We start from the raw sequence: 16,929 nt of genomic DNA on the forward strand, positions 1-16,929 counted from the left end.
GAAAATCAAGTGATTTCCAAACCAGCTTTAACTTTTGAATCAGTGGTTATTCAGGCTTGTTTAGGCGCCAGGTACCGCCAAAAAGATCGGAAGCCAACTCATTGGCACTGAGATTGCCGTTGTTTTCCTCAAATCCGCGGAATGGCCGCAGTGCTTGAATTGCGCCATCCTGATATTTACGTGCTTGGTGCAGCGCATAGTCAACCAAGGAATTGTTTTTGATCTTCTCGACCAGCTGACCGCTTGGCGTCGTTTCGGGATGGTTGACCCGATATTCCAGATCATCCAGGATTTCTTGATACTCGGGTCCGGCTTGAATCTGATTGACGAACAGCTGCAGGTGACGAATCAAAGCCTTGGCAGTTGGTGCATACTCACACGGCGCGGTCGGATCCTCCAAGGCCACGTGCTCATTCATCTCATCGGCACGGGCAATCACGCGACCAGCCTCGCTCTCCTTTAATGATGGGCTCATGATGAAGTAGCCGGCCAGCAAGCGAATAAAGCGCAAAGTTCCCGTCCGAATCCCCACGGAACTGGTCGGATCCAGATCCAGCATGCGCAGTTCGATGTAGTCAACGCCTTCTTTGACCATCTTGTTTAAATCGCTGTTGCCCTTAAAGCGAACCTGCCCATGAAATTCAGCCGCTGACTGCAGCTTGCCAGCCTTAACCGCGTTCATGACCTTCTTGGCATAGTTTTCAACTGAAGAATAGTCGCCGGGGAATTTGTTTTCAAAACCATACTTTTGGCTTTGACGAATGCTGCGGACGGGACGCTTTAACGGCTGTTCGCCATTTTCAAAAAAGTTGGCCTCAGCAATCGGACTAGCGCCAAATAAATAAGTCAAAAACCAGCGATAGCGCATAAATCCTTGAACGATGATCTGATAAAGATAGTTCTGGGCAGCGACCTTGTTTTCAAAACGCTGCGGCAACTGTTGATAGACCAACTCCACCAGATCATCATTGATACTCATGTTGATATGCGCGCCAGATGGAGCCCCTTCTGAAATGCTGTGGTGCTTGAGCCATTCTTTAAAGTAGGCTTCTTTTTCGGGACCAGCATGTGCGATTTGAATCTTGGCACGATCCTTAGGCAAAATCGGCGGCATCGATAATGGCCAGAGCAGCTCGCCTGGTGCCAGCGCGGTTCTTAAAACGGTATTGATGCTGTACAGATAATGCATTGCATCAGTAGCATTGTCAGCTGGGGGCGTTACGATCTCTGACATGGTTTCCAAAAAATCATTGGTGATCCATGGATTGACCTTTTCATCGCCAATCGTGTCAGGATATGGCTCTTGACTCAGATGACCGGTTTCATCCACTCGCTGCATCTCGATCTCCAGCCCCATCTTAAAGTCGGATGCCTCTAAAACGGCCTCATTGTCAAATATAATCTGTCCAATCTTGCTAAACATTGGCTCGCCTCCCAGTGTTCATTAACTAAATTTTGTTCATTATAACGAAAATCTCATCTTTTTCAACTATCTTAACGGCTTTCTTTAATTCTTTTAATAAAAGCAGTGCTTAGAATTGAAATCAAGCGCCTGCTCGGATGTCGTTCGGTAATTGTCGTTGGATATCCAGGAACTTTATAATCTAAAGCCAAGTATATCAGAATTAAAGATCGTTTCTTAACGAGACACCGGCGAAAACGATCCCAGACTATTAAAAACAAAATTATAAAAAATTTGATTGACATCTGTTCGACATTAAAATATCATGATAAAAAATCAAACGAAAGGAAGATTGTAAACATGAAATTTATTAGTCAATCATGGCAAAGCTGGCATCGGTTAAAGTAGACTTACATTTCAAGGGTGTAGGTTTGCTTCGTTTTACACTGTAAACAAAGAAGACCTATGCCGGTACAATCTTCAATCAAAGAGCGACCGCATAGCCAATCAGGCCAATGCGGTTTTTTTTTTCAAGTATCTGCTGGGTTTTCATACTAAACCAATGAGACGGAGATCAAAGCAAGTCAAGCGCGCACAGGGAGCCTGGGAAACTGAGAGCCAGACCGAACAGCTGCTTGCCAAATGGACCGTTGAGGGCGTGGTGAAAAAGCAGCCGCTTGAGTATTCCACGACGCAGCAGCAGGCGTTATCTGCTTTGCAATGAGCGGACGATGATATAAATCGTCACACAAGGTGGCACCGCGGGCAGACAGCTCGTCCTTGACCAAGAGTACGACTCTGGTGGGGACGAGTTTTTTTATTGGTCCCGATCAGAAAACCATCATGCAAGGGAGAATCAAAACTATGCAGCCAGAAATCAATAAAATCAAAGAAATCATGCAGACCCATGAATATCAGCGAATCCCCGTCTATCAAGAAATGCTTGCTGATCAGATTACACCGGTCGCGGCCATGCAGCGGCTATGCGCCCACAGTCAGCATTGCTATCTGCTGGAAAGCGCCAGTCAGGATGGCAGTCGTGGCCGCTACTCGTTTCTAGGCTACCATCCCCAAATGGAAATCACCTGTCAAAAAGGCTTGATGACCATCAGACAAAAATATGCTGGCGGGGAGAAATCCAATGTTTTTTCAGTCAAACATCCTGGCGACACGCTAAGAAAGATCATCAAAAACTATCACAGTCCCGTTATGAAAGAACTGCCACCATTTACTGGCGGTTTGGTCGGCTACTTTGCCTACGACTATCTGAGATACAGCGAACCCAAGCTGAATCTTGCAGGCGATGGCAGCTTTAAAGATCTGGACCTGATGTTGTTTAACGATGTGATTGCTTTTGATCATTATCAGCAGAAAATCTATTTGATCAGCGGTGTCATGACCGATGATTTTGAAAATTCATACCAACAAGCACAGACCAATATCAACCAGATGAAAGACGACCTGGCCAGTGCCGTCAAAAAGGAGTTTCCCCCTCTGCAGCTGAAAACGCCGCTGACGCCCAGATTTGATCTTGATGAGTATTGCCAGAAAGTCGAACGCGCCAAACGCTATATTCATGAAGGCGATATTTTTCAGATGATTCTTTCCAATCCACTGCAGGCTCAAGCATCTGGCAGTCTGTTTGACACCTATCGCATTTTGCGTGCCAGCAATCCCTCCCCTTATATGTTCTACTTTGCCAGTGATGATCTGGAATTGGCCGGCGCCTCGCCTGAAACGCTGGCTCGGGTAAATGGCCGTGAGCTGAGCACGTTTCCATTGGCTGGCACGAGCCGCCGCGGCCGCACACCAGCTGAGGATCAGGCCATGGCTAAAGAGCTGCAGACCAACAAAAAGGAACTGGCTGAGCACAACATGCTGGTTGACTTGGGACGCAACGACTTAGGCAAGGTCTCGAAAATTGGCACCGTTCATCTGGAAAAATACCTGCAGATTCAATATTTCTCTCAAGTCATGCATCTGGGGTCCACCATCAAAAGCCAGCTTAACCCTGATCATGACGCGATTGACGTGGTAGATGCCGTGCTGCCGGCAGGGACGCTTTCCGGAGCACCTAAATTCCGTGCTTGTCAGATTATTGAAGAACTGGAGCAGGATCAGCGGGGCGTTTATGGCGGCGGGATCGGCTATCTGGATTTTGCCGGCAATCTGGATATCTGCATTGCAATTCGTTTCGTATCCAAACAAGGCGATCAGCTTGGCATTCGATCGGGCGCGGGGATCGTTGCCGACTCGGTTCCGCGCCAGGAATTCAAGGAATGCCAAAATAAGGCCCGCGCCGTTAAACTGGCCGTCTTGGCAGCTGAAGGAGGTTTAGAAAATTGATTCTTTTAATCGATAACTACGACAGTTTTACCTATAATCTCTACCATTTAATTGGCAAGGTCGATCCACACGTTAAAGTCATCCGCAATGATGAAAAAGACATTCAGGAGATCGCGGCCATGCATCCTCAGGCGATCGTTCTTTCACCAGGACCTGGCCGGCCAGCAGATGCCGGTATCTGCTTAGCCGTGATTCGTTATTTTACCGGCAAGATTCCGATTTTGGGCGTCTGTCTGGGACACCAGGCGATCTGTGAGGCACTGGGCGGCCGGATTACCTATGCCAAGCAGCTGATGCATGGCAAAAAAGAGCCCATCCGTCAACTGTCAGCAAGCCGATTGCTAAAGGGACTTCCCCCAACCTTTAAGGCGGCCCGCTATCATTCATTGGTCGCCGATGCAGCTGCTCTGCCGCCTGATCTAAAGGTTACGGCGGTATCTGATGATGAAAATCAAGAAGTCATGGCCGTAGAACACGTCACCGCACCGCTTTTTGGCGTTCAGTTTCACCCTGAGTCCGTTATGACGACTGACGGACTGCAGATAATCAAAAATTTTTTGGAGGTAGTAAATCATGATTGAACAGGCAATTAAAAAATTAGTCAACCAAGAAGATCTCACCTACAGTCAAGCTCGGCAGGTAATGGACGAGCTGATGAGCGGTCAAGCGTCAGCCGTGCAGACCGCCAGCTATCTGACAGCGCTGGCAATGAAAGGCGAAACGGTTGCGGAGATCACGGCTTCAGCAGAAGGAATGCGCGCAGCCGGTACCAAGATTCATCCCGACCGCCCCGTTGTTGAGATCGTTGGAACTGGCGGTGATCACTCTAATTCATTCAACATCTCAACGACGGCATCATTGATCGTTGCCGCGGCAGGCGTCCCGGTTGCCAAACACGGCAATCGCGCCGCCTCTTCAAAATCCGGCGCGGCCGATTGTCTGGAAGCGTTGGGCGTCAAGATTGATCTGGCGCCTCAGCAAAATGAGCAGGTACTTAAAAACACCAATATCTGTTTTCTGTTTGCCAAGCGCTATCACAGTGCCATGCGTTTTGTCGGTCCAGTTCGCAAAGAGCTTGGCATCCGCACGATCTTTAACATTCTAGGGCCGCTGACCAGTCCTGCCAGTGCCAGCTGCCAGGTCATGGGCGTTTTTGATGAAAAGCTGGTTCAACCGCTGGCCCACGTTTTGCATCAGCTGGGCGTTGATCGCGGCATGGTCGTATTTGGTCAGGATGGACTCGATGAAATCTCGCTGAGCGCGCCGACAACCGTCTGTGAGATCAATGGCGATCAATTTACTAATTATGTGATCAAGCCGGCTGATTTTGGCTATTCATTCTGTACATCTGCTGATCTGATCGGTGGTACGCCTGAAGAAAACGCGGCGATCACGCGTGCCATTTTAGATGGTCAAGAACAAGGACCTAAACGCCAAGCCGTCTGTCTGAATGCCGGGGCCGCGTTGTATATTGCTGGCGCAGCGCCTGATCTCAAAGCAGGCGTCAAGCTGGCGGAACAAACGATTGACTGTGGCGCGGCTGCTCAAAAGCTCCAGCAGTTTATTACTATAACCAATCAGGAGGCGTTGGCATGAGCATTTTAGATGAATTGGCTGCCAAGGCCAGACAGCGAGTAGTTGCCGCTGATCAGAAGCGTCCCCTGGCTGATGTCGCCCAGGCAGCGCGGCTTTTAGCTCAGACTTCACCGGTTCCCTCTTTTTATCAGGCACTGCAGAATACCAGCCTGGCCTATATCTGCGAAGTCAAACGCGCCTCGCCTTCTAAGGGGATGATCGCGCCAGATTTCCCCTACCGCCAGATCGCGCTTGACTATCAAAACGCGGGGGCAGCAGCGATTTCCTGTCTGACGGAACCATTTTATTTCAAGGGTAAGAATCAATATCTGCAAGAGATTGCTCAGACAGTAACGATTCCCGTGCTGCGTAAGGATTTTATCGTTGATCCCTATATGATCTATGAGGCAAGACGATTGGGCGCGGCGGCGATTCTGCTGATTGCGGGTCTGCTTTCCGTTGAGCAGCTGGCTGAATATCGACAACTGGCAGAAAGTCTTGGCATGGATGCGTTGGTTGAAGCACATAACGAATCAGAACTGCAACGGGCTCTCAAAAGCGGCGCGCGGATTGTCGGCGTCAACAATCGCAATCTGAACGACTTTACGGTTGATCCCCACACCAGTGTTCAATTGCGCGGGCTGGTTCCTGATAACGTTTTATTCGTTTCTGAAAGCGGCATTAAAAACGCGGCGGCCATTCAAGAACTGAAGGACAATCGCGTCAACGGCGTCCTAATCGGCGAGACTTTGATGCGCAGTCCTGATAAGGCGCGGATGCTGCAAAAGCTCAATGGCGGTCCCCTCGTTGAGCCATCACTGAGAGGAGTTGATTGAATTGGCTGGATGTCAAATCAAGATATGCGGTCTGAAACGATCGGCAGACATTGCAATGGTTAACCGCTATCGCCCTGATCTGGCTGGTTTTATCGTTGACTTTCCGCGCAGTCATCGTTCCATAACTGAAGAGCAGCTGCGATCGCTGACGAGTCAATTGGATCCCGGCATCAGATCAGTTGGCGTATTTGTCGACGCGCCGGCGGAAAAAATTATCCAGCTGCTTAATGATGGCGTTATCGACATGGCCCAGCTGCATGGTCGCGAAACTGATGCCGATGTGCGCAGAATTCAACAAGCTACGCACCGCCCAGTGATCCGCGCCTATCTGATTCACGAGCGCCAAGACTTGATCGCGGCACTGAACTCGCCAGCCGATTTGATATTGCTTGATCAGGGGCTTGGCAGCGGCCAGCCGTTTGACTGGCAGCTGGTCAGCGACGTTGCAATCAAGCGGCCGTTTATTCTGGCAGGCGGATTGAATGCTAATAATCTGGATCAGGCGATTGAAACGCTGCGTCCAAATGCCGTCGATCTCAGCAGCAGTGTTGAAACGCAAGGCATTAAGGACCCAGTCAAGGTTAAAAAAGCAATTGCGATCGTCAGAAGACATAACTTGAATTTTTAAAGCGATTTAGAAAGAAGGAAAATAAATGACAAAAGGAAGATTTGGCGAATTTGGTGGTCAATATATCTCTGAAACCTTAATGAACGCGGTAATTGAGCTTGAAAATGCCTACCGCCACTATCAAAACGATCCCGCGTTCCAACAAGAGCTCACCAAGCTGCTCAATGAATATGCCGGCCGCCCTTCAATGCTCTACTATGCCAAACATATGACAGAAGATCTGGGAGGCGCCAAGATCTATTTGAAGCGCGAAGACCTCAATCATACTGGCGCTCACAAGATCAACAACGTGCTTGGCCAGTGTCTGCTGGCTAAGAAAATGGGCAAGACCCGTGTAATTGCCGAAACCGGTGCCGGCCAGCATGGGGTTGCTACCGCGACGGTTGCGGCATTGATGGGGATGGAATGCGAGATCTACATGGGCAAGGTCGACTGTGAGCGCCAGGCTTTAAACGTTTACCGTATGAAACTGCTGGGGGCTAAGGTTCATGCCGTTGAGTCCGGTACCGGTACGCTGAAGGACGCGGTTTCCGAAACGATGCGCGAATGGACCAGAAGAATTGACGATACGCACTATGTCTTGGGTTCAGCCATGGGACCATATCCTTTCCCAACGATCGTGCGTGATTTTCAAGCCGTAATCTCTAAGGAAAGCCGTCAGCAGATTCTTGAAGACGAGGGCCGCCTGCCGGATGCCGTAATTGCCTGTGTCGGCGGCGGTTCCAACGCGATTGGCAGCTTCTACAACTTTATCAATGATCCATCCGTCCAGCTGATTGGCTGTGAAGCGGCTGGCAAGGGAATTGATACGCCAAAGACAGCGGCCACGCTGGCAGTTGGTACGCGTGGTATTTTTCATGGTATGAAGTCATATTTCTGCCAAGACAAATTTGGTCAGATTGCCCCTGTCTACTCCATCTCAGCTGGACTGGATTACCCAGGCGTTGGTCCCGAACATGCCATGCTGCGGGATAATGGCCGGGCGCAATACGTTCCGATCACTGATGATGAAGCCGTTGATGCATTTGAGTATCTGTCCCGCACTGAAGGCATCATCCCGGCTATCGAAAGCGCGCATGCCGTTGCCTATGCGATGAAGCTTGCGCCTAAGATGAATCCTGACCAGATCATCATCGTCACGCTTTCTGGCCGTGGCGATAAAGACGTTGCTGCAATTGCCCGTTATCGAGGAGAGAAGATCTATGACTAAAATTAAAAACGCCTTCGCAAATGGCAAGGCATTCATTCCATTTATTACCTGTGGCGATCCTTCATTGACGATTTCTGAACAATTGGTCTACGCGATGGAGGCTGCTGGCGCCGACTTGATTGAGCTGGGAATTCCATTTTCAGATCCCACCGCGGAAGGCCCCGTTATTCAAGCGGCCAATCTTAGAGCTTTGCATGCCGGCGCGCTTACCGATGCGATCTTTGAAATGGTTGCGCGGATTCGTCAAAAGACACAGATCCCCTTGGCTTTTATGACCTATGCCAATGTCGTCTATCACTATGGCACACGCCGCTTTTTGCAAAAAGCCGCGGATCTTGGCGTTGACGGCTTGATCCTGGCTGACGTTCCTTATGAAGAAAAGGCCGAGTTTGCCGAGGTTGGTCAAGAGTTAGGCGTTGAACTGATCTCAATGATCGCGCCCACCTCACATGATCGGATAAAAATGATTGCCCAAGACGCGGCCGGTTTTGTCTACTGTGTCTCATCACTAGGAGTTACCGGCGTGCGTAATACCATCACCACTGACATCAATGCCATGGTTCAGCTGGTTAAGCATGAACAAGAGATTCCCTGCGCAGTTGGCTTTGGGATCAGCACGCCAGCCCAGGCCCGTGAAATGGCTCAGCAGGCTGATGGCGTCATCGTAGGTTCAGCAATTGTCCGCCTGTGCGAAAAATACGGTCAAGACTGCGTTAAGCCAGTTGCTGACTATGTACGGTCAATGAAAGATGCCATTCGCGACCTTTAATGGGCATCTTCCATTGATATTGATAATTTTTACTCGTTTAATATTATGTAAAATACAGAAATTGAAATAAAAGCCAGGTAGTTTCTAAGTTGAAGCTCCTGACTTTTTATGATGTTATTTTTTAATCAAATGATGCTCAACCAGATATTCATGGGCAACCTGACTGGCTTTTCGATGCTGAACCGTTACTTGATAGTTCATCTCCTGCATGTCTTTTTCAGTAATCTTACCGGCCAGCTTGTTCAGACTTTTAACGGCTTGGGGATGCTTTTTGGCAAATGAGGCCTTCATCAAAGGTGCTCCTTGGTAAGGCGGGAAGAAATGCTGATCATCTTTAAGCACCTTGAGATGATACTGGCGCACTTGCGGATCCGTCGTATAGCCATCGACCAGATTTACGCGCCCATCGGCAATTGCCTGATAGCGCAGTGCGGGCTCCATCGTCTTTACCTGATTGAAGTTTAAGCCGTACGCTGATTTGAGGCCTAGATAGCCGTCTTTTTGATTGGCAAAGTCCGGATCGAAGCCGGCCGTAATCTGATCATTGATTTTAGCCAGATCGCTGAGTTTGGTAAGCTGATGTTCCTTGGCAAAATCAGCATTGACGGCCAGGTCGTAGCCATTTTGATACTTCATTGGCTTCAGATACGTCAGATCATATTCCTGTTTCAACAGACGCCGCGCCCGCTGGTAGGTCTTAACCGGATCATGCGGCGTCGATCGTTGGTCATGAACCAGCGATTGTAAAACGGTTCCGGTAAACTCAGGATAGATATCGATCTGATCGTTGCGCAGCGCACGGAATAAAAAGCTGGTCCCGCCAAAGTTAGCCTTTAATTCGACCTTGGCATGTGGATCATCGTTTACAATCAAATCTTTGTACATATGAATTAAAATATCGGGTTCGCTCCCCATTTTACCAGCGATTACGATTGGCTCTGATTCGCTTTGAAAGCTGCTCCAGACCCGCCAGCCGCCAAATCCGACCAGAGCGAGCGCGGCGACGACGATTCCCTGCTTCAGATGTTTCTTAGAAGCACCGACATATTTTAGCAGTGCCGACATCAAAAGCGCCAACAATGCTGACAGCCCCGCCCCGATGATCAGGTAGGCATTGTTGTTTTGATTGATCCCCAGCATAATGTAGGTCCCCAACCCACCGGCACCAATCAAAGCAGCGAGAGTTGCCGTTCCGATAATCATGACCAACGAGATGCGAATTCCGGATAAGATCACAGGCAGAGCCATGGGCAATTCCAGTCGCGTCAGCTTTTTCCAGCGCGAAAGACCAAATGCCGTCGCGGCTTCTTCAAGGTTGGGGTCAACGCTGCGCAGTCCAGAATAGGTGTTTTGATAAATCGGCATGATGCCGTAAACGACCAGGGCAATCAAAGCTGGAACGCTGCCAATCCCAACCAGCGGAATCAGCAGTCCCAATAGCGCCAGGCTGGGGATCGTCTGCATCACACCAGCCAGCTGCAAAACGATCTCGCCGGCATGTCGACTGTTTTTCAGCAATACTGCCAATGGAATCGCGATCAATACGGCAATCACCAGCGCCCAAAACGATAGCGACAGATGCTCCCACAGCGCCTGTCCAATCTGGCTTTTTTGCGCCACGATCGTATTAAGCAATTCAGTCATATTACCGATCCTCTCTTTGTCCTAAATAATGCAGCAGATCAGTTGTCTGAATTCTGAAATTCTGCCCCTGATATTGAAAATGAAGCCAGCCAGCCGCGTCAGGCGTGAGACTTGCCAGTTGCGCTACCGTGGCGATAACGACAGATTGATCAGTGGCTGGCGTTTTTTGTACTAGTTTTGATGATAAGAGTGCAGTCATAGTGCCTAATCTTGGTCGCGCCGTTGCAAAAAAGTCAGCGACAAACTGATTAGCCGGCTGTTCCAAAATCTCATTTGGCGTACCAACCTGCTGCAGCTGACCATCATTGATCACGGCAATCCGATCGCCCAACCGCAGTGCCTCTTGCATGTCATGGGTTACAAAAACAACCGTTGTATTTGACTGATGATGCAGTTTTAACAACAGATCCTGCTGTTGAGCACGCAAAACCGGATCCAGCGCGCTGAACGATTCATCCATCAAGATCAGCTGCGGCTGGGTAGCCATTGAACGAGCAATCGCCACGCGCTGCTGCTGGCCACCCGAAAGCTCATCTGGATGCCGGTCGATAAAGTCACTGGCTGGCAGACCAACCTGATCAAGCAGCTCCATCGAACGCTTGCGCCGATCATTTTTATTGATGCCCTGCTGCTCTAGTTGAATGGCAATGTTTTCGCCAACCGTTAGATTAGGAAACAGACTGCTGCTCTGCAATACGTATCCCATATGCAGACGCAGCTTGCGCAAGTCATAGTCTTTGACGCGCTTTGCATTCAAATAGACGTTACCGGTAGTCGGTGCCGTCAGCCGGTTGATCATTCTAAGCAGCGTGGTCTTGCCGCTACCGCTGGGACCAACCAGGACGAACAATTCGCCATCATTGATCGTCAGCGTGATGTCTTTTAAGATGACGTTTTGACCATATCTCATGCCCACGTTTTCGTATTTAATCAATCTAATCACCATGTTCTCTGTTTGATGTAACCATTAAAGTTTCTTTTTGCATTCTACTCGATCTTCACATCTTTGTAAATTGATATGCTTTAATTTATATAAGATAAACAGTTACTTTCAAACGTGCCATTCATTTGCCGTTGCTTTTTTAAGTTGGATCAGTTATATTATATATAACTAATAAAGTTACAACAGGAGATGATTATTTGAAGGTTTCCACTCGATTCAGTGACAGCATTCATATCTTGGCTTTCATCTGCATCTATCAAGGGAAAATCACGCTTTCCAGTGCCAACATTGCTGGTTCACTGGAAACGTCGCCAGTGGTGGTCCGTCGTTTAATGACATCCCTCAAGGAGGCTGGGTTCATCAAGACCAAGCATGGCACCCCCGACCCTGAGCTGCTGGTGGATCCTCAAAAAATCACGCTTTTGGATGTCTACCTGGCAACCGAGGGACAGACACCGCTTTTTACCATTGATCACAATACCAATCCGCAGTGCATCGTGGGCGGCAATATTCAATCAACGCTGGAAGACTATTATCGTCACGCCGAAACAGCCGCCAAAGCCAAGCTGCAGCAGATCACGCTGCAAGACGTTATTGATACGATTTTGGTTAAGCAGGCAGAAAAGGAGAAGCAATCATGAAATATACCATTACCGGAGCCACTGGACATCTAGGCCGTAAAGTCGTTGAGCAATTGAGCCGTTTGGTTGATGTCCAGGATATTCGCCTGGCCGCCCATACGCCTAGCAAGGCCCAGACTTTTTTGGATCAAGGCTATGAAGTCGTTAAAAGCGATTATTATGATGTTGAATCAATGACCAAAGCGTTTGCCGATACCGATGTCTTGATCTACATTCCAAGCATCACCTATGACGTCGCCAACCGCGTGCTGGAATTTGAAAACTCGCTAAAGGCAATGCAAAAGGCTGACGTAAAAAATCTGGTTGATGTCAGTTTCATTGCCGATCAGCCCAATAATCCTTTCCAGATGGCGGGATATTATGCCTACCTGCCCGCTCGGCTCGCTGGCACCAAACTGAACTACGCGGTCGTCAAAAATTCGTTATATGCCGATCCGCTGGTACCGTACCTGCCAGAGTTAATTGAGCGGCAGAATGTGATCTACCCAGTCGGCGATCAGGCCATGAGTTTTATTACCCGCGATGACAGTGCCGAGGCAATTGCCAATGTTGCCGTCAAGCCTTACCTGCGTGATCACCGGCAAATCTACCTGCTGACGCAAAAGCAGAATTACAATATGGTTGAACTCAGTCGGATCATGTCTGAGGTGACGGGCCAGAAGATTGGCTATGCCCCGGTTTCTTTGCAGGAGTTTGCCGACATCTACCGGGCGGAAGGCGATGGCGATGAACTGTCCTCGATGTATCATGCGGCCGCAATGGGGTTGATGGATGCCGTCACTGATGATTTCCAGCACATTACTGGTCATGAGCCAATGCCAATGGACCAGTTCCTGCGGCAAAACTATCAGCGCTGATTGATAATTTGATTTATTCGGTCATTTTACTGTGTATATGCGTCAGACGAAAAAAACACTCAGTCAGTTTCAAAACTGCTGAGTGTTTTTTATTTCATAAGGTTCAAGCTGGCAGTTTTTGGTATGCCACCCGTCTGATTACTTCAGCCTGCTTCGGATACTTAGCCAGCAGCTGGTCCTGGGTAAATAGTTCAAAGTCGTGATAGTCAAAGCCCGGTGCTACAGCACAGCTGACCAGCCCAAACGATGAAGCATCCAAGACCTCAGAACCAAAAATCGTTCCCGCTGGCACTCGGAACTGCAGCTGTTCGCCCTGTTCAATATCACGGCCTAAATGTACGGCCTCATAGGTACCATCCGGATAAAAGCAGTGGACAACGATTGATGAGCCATCATGGAAATACCATAGTTCATCATGAAGCAGCCGATGCAGATGCGATGGCGAGCCCCCGTCCAGAATAAAGTAGATTGAAGTGTACTCATAACGGCTGGCCAGGGATGTAGCATCATAATGCGTCTTGGCACTGTGGTAGACCTGACGATACCAACCGCCTTCTGGATGTGGCGTTAAGTTGAGCTTTTTAATTATGTCTAGCCGAAAATCCCGTGACTTTAGTCGTGGGATGGATAGGCTTCCTTAAGACGTTCTTTTTGAAGCGCATTGTATTTTTGATTATTGATGTAGTTTCCTACGACGTCTTTGCTCATATTGCCAAGCGTACTCATGTAGTAGCTAGGCGACCATAAATGACCACCCCAATATTGTGATTGTCGAATTTCTGGATGTCGTTTGAGAAAGAATGTCGTTTGAGAAAGAATGTCGTTTGAGAAAGATGAATGCACTACGTCCCTTTAGTGCTTTGATAGCGCTGGTTGGCGACTTGCTAGGTGGAAAACTGATCAGTACATGAATATGATCTGGCATTACTTCCATCTTTTCGATTACAATTTCGTTATCTTTTGCAACCATTCGCAATATGTCTTTCATTTCGTCTACCAGTTCCTTAGTTGAAAAAGTCTGGTGACGATACTTAGTTACCCAGATTAAGTGATAATGAAAATTATAGATATATCGACGAGTATAAACTGCATCTTGAATTTTTTCTTTAGTCATTAAGAACACCTCAATCGTTATAGTCATTAGCTGATGATATAATCCAATTAAAGGAGGTGAAAAAATGAAGTCAATGGCCCAGTTAGAATATCATTATGGATTGAAGGTTCGCATCTATCCGAGTGATTACCAGAAACAAATAATCAAGGTTAACAGCGATGCCAGTCGTTTCGTCTATAATGAGATGGTTGCGATAGGTAAAGAGCTCTGGCAATTAAACCGAGTAAAACTGTCGATTGATACGGTTCAAGATCGGATCCAACAGCTAAAGCTTCGTCAAAACGCTAAGCAGATGTCAAATCATTTCCAGTTTTTAGAAGATGAGCGCATTGACAGTCTTGCTAAGGCTAATGCCATTCAAAACTATCACAAGGCTTGGAACGCTTTTCGCAAGGTTCATGAAGCCGGTGTGCCAAAATTTCATCGTAAAAGCTATGCCTGGCGATACCAGACCAACTGTCAATATCCAAAACAAAAGACGGCCCGGCTAGACAACGGTACCGTCTGCTTTGAAGACCGCAAACATATTGTGGTGCCTAAACTAGGACGTTTGCGGATCAAAGGCACTCAACAGCGACTATTGGATCGTCAAGGCGAAACACGCATTGGTACGGTGACCATTTCCAAAGATGCTGCCGATCGATTCTTTTTGTCGCTGCAACTAGGTTCAGATACACCGTTTGTTCCTAAGCTTAGCCGCACTAATCGGCAAATTGGCATTGACCTAAACACAGAAAACTTTCTGACTGCCAGTGATGGTCGAACCATCGCTAACCCACGCTACTATCGAACAATCAAGGGAAAATTAGCTAAAGCACAGCGCACTCTTTCACGCCGCCAGCGCCGGGCTAAAAAAGAGCAACGTTCCTTGCGAGAAAGCAAAAACTACCAGAAGCAGCGTTTGTTAGTCGCTAAGATCCATGCACGGGTATTTGACCGCCGCCATGATTTTCTCCAACGCACGTCTACAGCACTGATCAAGAACCAAGATCTCGTTGTAGCCGAAGAATTGAGGAGTAAGAATCTGTTAAAAAATCATGCCTTGGCAATGAGCATCAGTGATGTTGGCTGGCGGTCTTTCTTGGGGATGTTGTCATACAAAGCCGACCTTTATGACCGTCAATTTATCACGGTCAGTCCTAAAAACACGACCCAAACCTGTCATGACTGCGGTTTTGTAATGGGAAGTGACGGGACCGAAAAGCTGACCCTGGCAGATCGTGAATGGATATGTCCAAAGTGCCATGTTCATCATATCCGTGATTACAATGCAGCACTGAATATTTTAGAAAAAGGACTCCAGAAACAACAAAAAGCCTAGTCAAAAAGCTAGGCTCATTCCTATGGCAACCTGGGAATGTAAAAGGCATTGGTAATTAGATGATCACTGCTCAAGCAACTGCGGCTGTTTGAGTAAATCGTCCGTATCTATGCAAATTGTGGTTCGGATACTCAATACAGGGGTGTTTGCCCACAAGCCATCGACTTTAGCCGATGGTGGTTGACTATATTCGTCTTTAGTCGGCATGGCATCGACCTCACTTTTTTCTTTTCATTGTAGCAAAGTTCGGCCTTTTAAGCGGACTGATTGCAAAAAATTATTAAGCCTATTTTACTGGCGCCTTAAAAAGATCGTTTAGGGCCTCAGACATGGTTGGATGCGTAAAGATCATGTCGCGCAGCGTTTCGTATGGCAGATCCGCCTTCATCGCCAGCGCAATCAGGTTGATCGTTTCATGGGCCTCAGCAGCATAAAGCGTTGCGCCCAGAATCCGATGCGTATCGCGCTCAACGATTGCCTTGTAGACTCCCCGCTGATCCTCCAGCACGCGCGCCTTAGGAATGGCCTTGACTGGCAGTTTGAAGACCAGATAGTCCTTACCGGCAGCCTGGGCCTGGCGCTCGTTGATTCCGACGTTTGCCAGCGGCGGCGTCAAAAACGATGCAGTCGGCACGACATTGCGATCGGCAGTCGTCCGCTTGCCTTGGCCAAACAGCTGGTCTTTAACGATCCGGAAGTCGTCAAGCGAGATGTAGGTAAACATTGGCCCGCCGTTGACGTCGCCTAAAGCCCAAACATTTGGCACCGTGGTTCGCAGCCGATCATCAACTTGAATGGCATTGCGCTCGGTCAAGGCAATATCGGTGTTTTCCAGTCCTAGTCCGTCGATGTTGGGACGTCGCCCGGCAGCTACCAGCACGGCATCAAACTCGGCCTGTTGTTTTTGGCCGTTTTGGCGGTAGGTCAATAAGACTTTTTGGCCATCATCTGCCGCACTGGTTAATTCAGCATTCAGCTCAATCTTAATCCCAAGGCTGGCAAGATCATTCGTTACTTCAGCCGCGATGTCTGCGTCTTCGCGGCCCAAAAGCTGAGCATGGTGGTCAAGGATGGTTACCTCGCTGCCAAAGGAATTAAACATTTCGGCAAATTCCAGCCCGATATAGCCACCGCCAATAATTGCGAGGCGGGCCGGCTTTTTAGCAAGTTCCATGGCTTCTTTGGAACTGACAATGCGCTCGCTGGGATCCAGCCCCGGAACTTTTGGCCAGACCGGCGTGGCACCAGTGTTGATAAAGATGCGCTCGGCAGCAGCCTGTCGTACAGTCCCATCAGCCATGGCAACTTTTAGTTCATGATTGCTGACAAAACTGGCCTGACCATTCCAAACCGTTGCCAGCGGTTCATCAGCAACCATGTGATAGTTCTTGTTCCGCAGCTGCTTGGTCATCGTGCCTCGTTTGGCAACCGCGTCGGTAAACTCAAGGTGACGCTGACCATTGATAATCATATTTTTGGATGGCAGACAGCCAACGTTGATGCAGGTACCGCCATACATCTGATCCGATCGCTCAATCAGCAGCACTTCCCCATCATGCTGCGCCAAAAACTTAGCCAGCGTCTTACCCGCCTTACCAAAGCCAATTACCACATTTTTAAATTTTTCCATTGCCGATCATCCT

General features: G+C 48.5%; 16 protein-coding genes and 1 pseudogene. 11 read left to right on the forward strand and 6 right to left on the reverse strand.

The features are described from left to right. Positions 1-46: 46 nt before the first annotated feature. Positions 47-1,423, reverse strand: a complete 1,377-nt coding sequence (locus ABC765_RS05870) for a glutamate--cysteine ligase (RefSeq protein ID WP_347953251.1) — start codon at positions 1,421-1,423, stop codon at positions 47-49. Positions 1,424-1,964: 541 nt separating this feature from the next. Between ABC765_RS05870 and ABC765_RS05875 the strand changes: the two genes are divergently transcribed. From ABC765_RS05875 to trpA, 8 genes are all read left to right on the forward strand, one after another. Then, a complete protein-coding gene (locus ABC765_RS05875; protein WP_270361306.1) occupies positions 1,965-2,126 on the forward strand; it encodes a hypothetical protein in 162 nt (53 codons plus the stop codon). A 140-nt stretch (positions 2,127-2,266) separates the two neighbouring features. Then, the gene (locus ABC765_RS05880; RefSeq protein ID WP_347979914.1) at positions 2,267-3,748 is read left to right on the forward strand and encodes an anthranilate synthase component I family protein; all 1,482 of its coding nucleotides are present in this window, start codon (positions 2,267-2,269) and stop codon (positions 3,746-3,748) included. Next, on the forward strand, positions 3,745-4,329 hold the full coding sequence (locus ABC765_RS05885; RefSeq protein ID WP_347979915.1) for an aminodeoxychorismate/anthranilate synthase component II: 585 nt from the start codon (positions 3,745-3,747) through the stop codon (positions 4,327-4,329). Before ABC765_RS05880 ends, ABC765_RS05885 begins: the two co-directional genes overlap by 4 nt. Further along, complete coding sequence (gene trpD, locus ABC765_RS05890; RefSeq protein ID WP_347979916.1) at positions 4,322-5,344, forward strand: anthranilate phosphoribosyltransferase; 1,023 nt, start codon at positions 4,322-4,324, stop codon at positions 5,342-5,344. The genes ABC765_RS05885 and trpD overlap by 8 nt, the downstream gene beginning before the upstream one ends. Further along, a complete protein-coding gene (trpC, locus tag ABC765_RS05895; protein WP_347979917.1) occupies positions 5,341-6,159 on the forward strand; it encodes an indole-3-glycerol phosphate synthase TrpC in 819 nt (272 codons plus the stop codon). The genes trpD and trpC overlap by 4 nt, the downstream gene beginning before the upstream one ends. 1 nt (position 6,160) lies before the next feature. Further along, positions 6,161-6,787: a phosphoribosylanthranilate isomerase gene (locus tag ABC765_RS05900; RefSeq protein ID WP_347979918.1), complete on the forward strand. Its 627-nt coding sequence runs from the start codon at positions 6,161-6,163 to the stop codon at positions 6,785-6,787. 25 nt (positions 6,788-6,812) lie between these two features. Then, positions 6,813-7,997 carry a tryptophan synthase subunit beta gene (gene trpB / locus ABC765_RS05905; protein ID WP_347953257.1) on the forward strand — a complete coding sequence of 395 codons (1,185 nt, stop codon included), beginning with the start codon at positions 6,813-6,815 and terminating at the stop codon, positions 7,995-7,997. Then, positions 7,990-8,766, forward strand: coding sequence for a tryptophan synthase subunit alpha (gene trpA / locus ABC765_RS05910; RefSeq protein WP_347953258.1), 777 nt, complete (start codon positions 7,990-7,992; stop codon positions 8,764-8,766). Before trpB ends, trpA begins: the two co-directional genes overlap by 8 nt. A gap of 114 nt (positions 8,767-8,880) precedes the next feature. Here trpA and ABC765_RS05915 read toward each other — a convergent pair whose 3' ends face one another. Then, entirely contained in the window at positions 8,881-10,410 is a 1,530-nt protein-coding gene (locus ABC765_RS05915) for an ABC transporter permease/substrate-binding protein (RefSeq protein WP_347953259.1), read from the reverse strand. A 1-nt stretch (position 10,411) separates the two neighbouring features. Beyond that, the gene (locus ABC765_RS05920; protein ID WP_347953260.1) at positions 10,412-11,344 is read right to left on the reverse strand and encodes an ABC transporter ATP-binding protein; all 933 of its coding nucleotides are present in this window, start codon (positions 11,342-11,344) and stop codon (positions 10,412-10,414) included. A 206-nt stretch (positions 11,345-11,550) separates the two neighbouring features. Between ABC765_RS05920 and ABC765_RS05925 the strand changes: the two genes are divergently transcribed. Together ABC765_RS05925 and ABC765_RS05930 are read left to right on the forward strand one after the other, a co-directional pair. Continuing rightward, positions 11,551-11,994: an Rrf2 family transcriptional regulator gene (locus tag ABC765_RS05925; protein ID WP_347953261.1), complete on the forward strand. Its 444-nt coding sequence runs from the start codon at positions 11,551-11,553 to the stop codon at positions 11,992-11,994. Continuing rightward, positions 11,991-12,851, forward strand: a complete 861-nt coding sequence (locus ABC765_RS05930; protein WP_347979919.1) for an SDR family oxidoreductase — start codon at positions 11,991-11,993, stop codon at positions 12,849-12,851. The genes ABC765_RS05925 and ABC765_RS05930 overlap by 4 nt, the downstream gene beginning before the upstream one ends. A gap of 103 nt (positions 12,852-12,954) precedes the next feature. Here ABC765_RS05930 and ABC765_RS05935 read toward each other — a convergent pair whose 3' ends face one another. Together ABC765_RS05935 and tnpA are read right to left on the reverse strand one after the other, a co-directional pair. Continuing rightward, the gene (locus ABC765_RS05935) at positions 12,955-13,476 is read right to left on the reverse strand and encodes a cupin domain-containing protein (RefSeq protein WP_347980933.1); all 522 of its coding nucleotides are present in this window, start codon (positions 13,474-13,476) and stop codon (positions 12,955-12,957) included. Beyond that, positions 13,464-13,965 (reverse strand): annotated as a pseudogene (tnpA, locus tag ABC765_RS05940) (IS200/IS605 family transposase). The gene ABC765_RS05935 and the pseudogene tnpA overlap by 13 nt, the downstream one beginning before the upstream one ends. Before the next feature lie 64 nt (positions 13,966-14,029). Here tnpA and ABC765_RS05945 point away from each other — a divergent pair. Continuing rightward, entirely contained in the window at positions 14,030-15,286 is a 1,257-nt protein-coding gene (locus ABC765_RS05945; protein ID WP_347979920.1) for a transposase, read from the forward strand. Positions 15,287-15,572: 286 nt separating this feature from the next. On the opposite strand, the gene ABC765_RS05950 is transcribed toward ABC765_RS05945, so the two are convergent. After that, positions 15,573-16,916, reverse strand: a complete 1,344-nt coding sequence (locus ABC765_RS05950; RefSeq protein ID WP_347979921.1) for an FAD-dependent oxidoreductase — start codon at positions 16,914-16,916, stop codon at positions 15,573-15,575. Positions 16,917-16,929: the final 13 nt, after the last annotated feature.

It is taken from the genome of Limosilactobacillus sp. WILCCON 0051 (assembly GCF_039955095.1).
Lineage (GTDB): Bacteria > Bacillota > Bacilli > Lactobacillales > Lactobacillaceae > Limosilactobacillus > Limosilactobacillus allomucosae.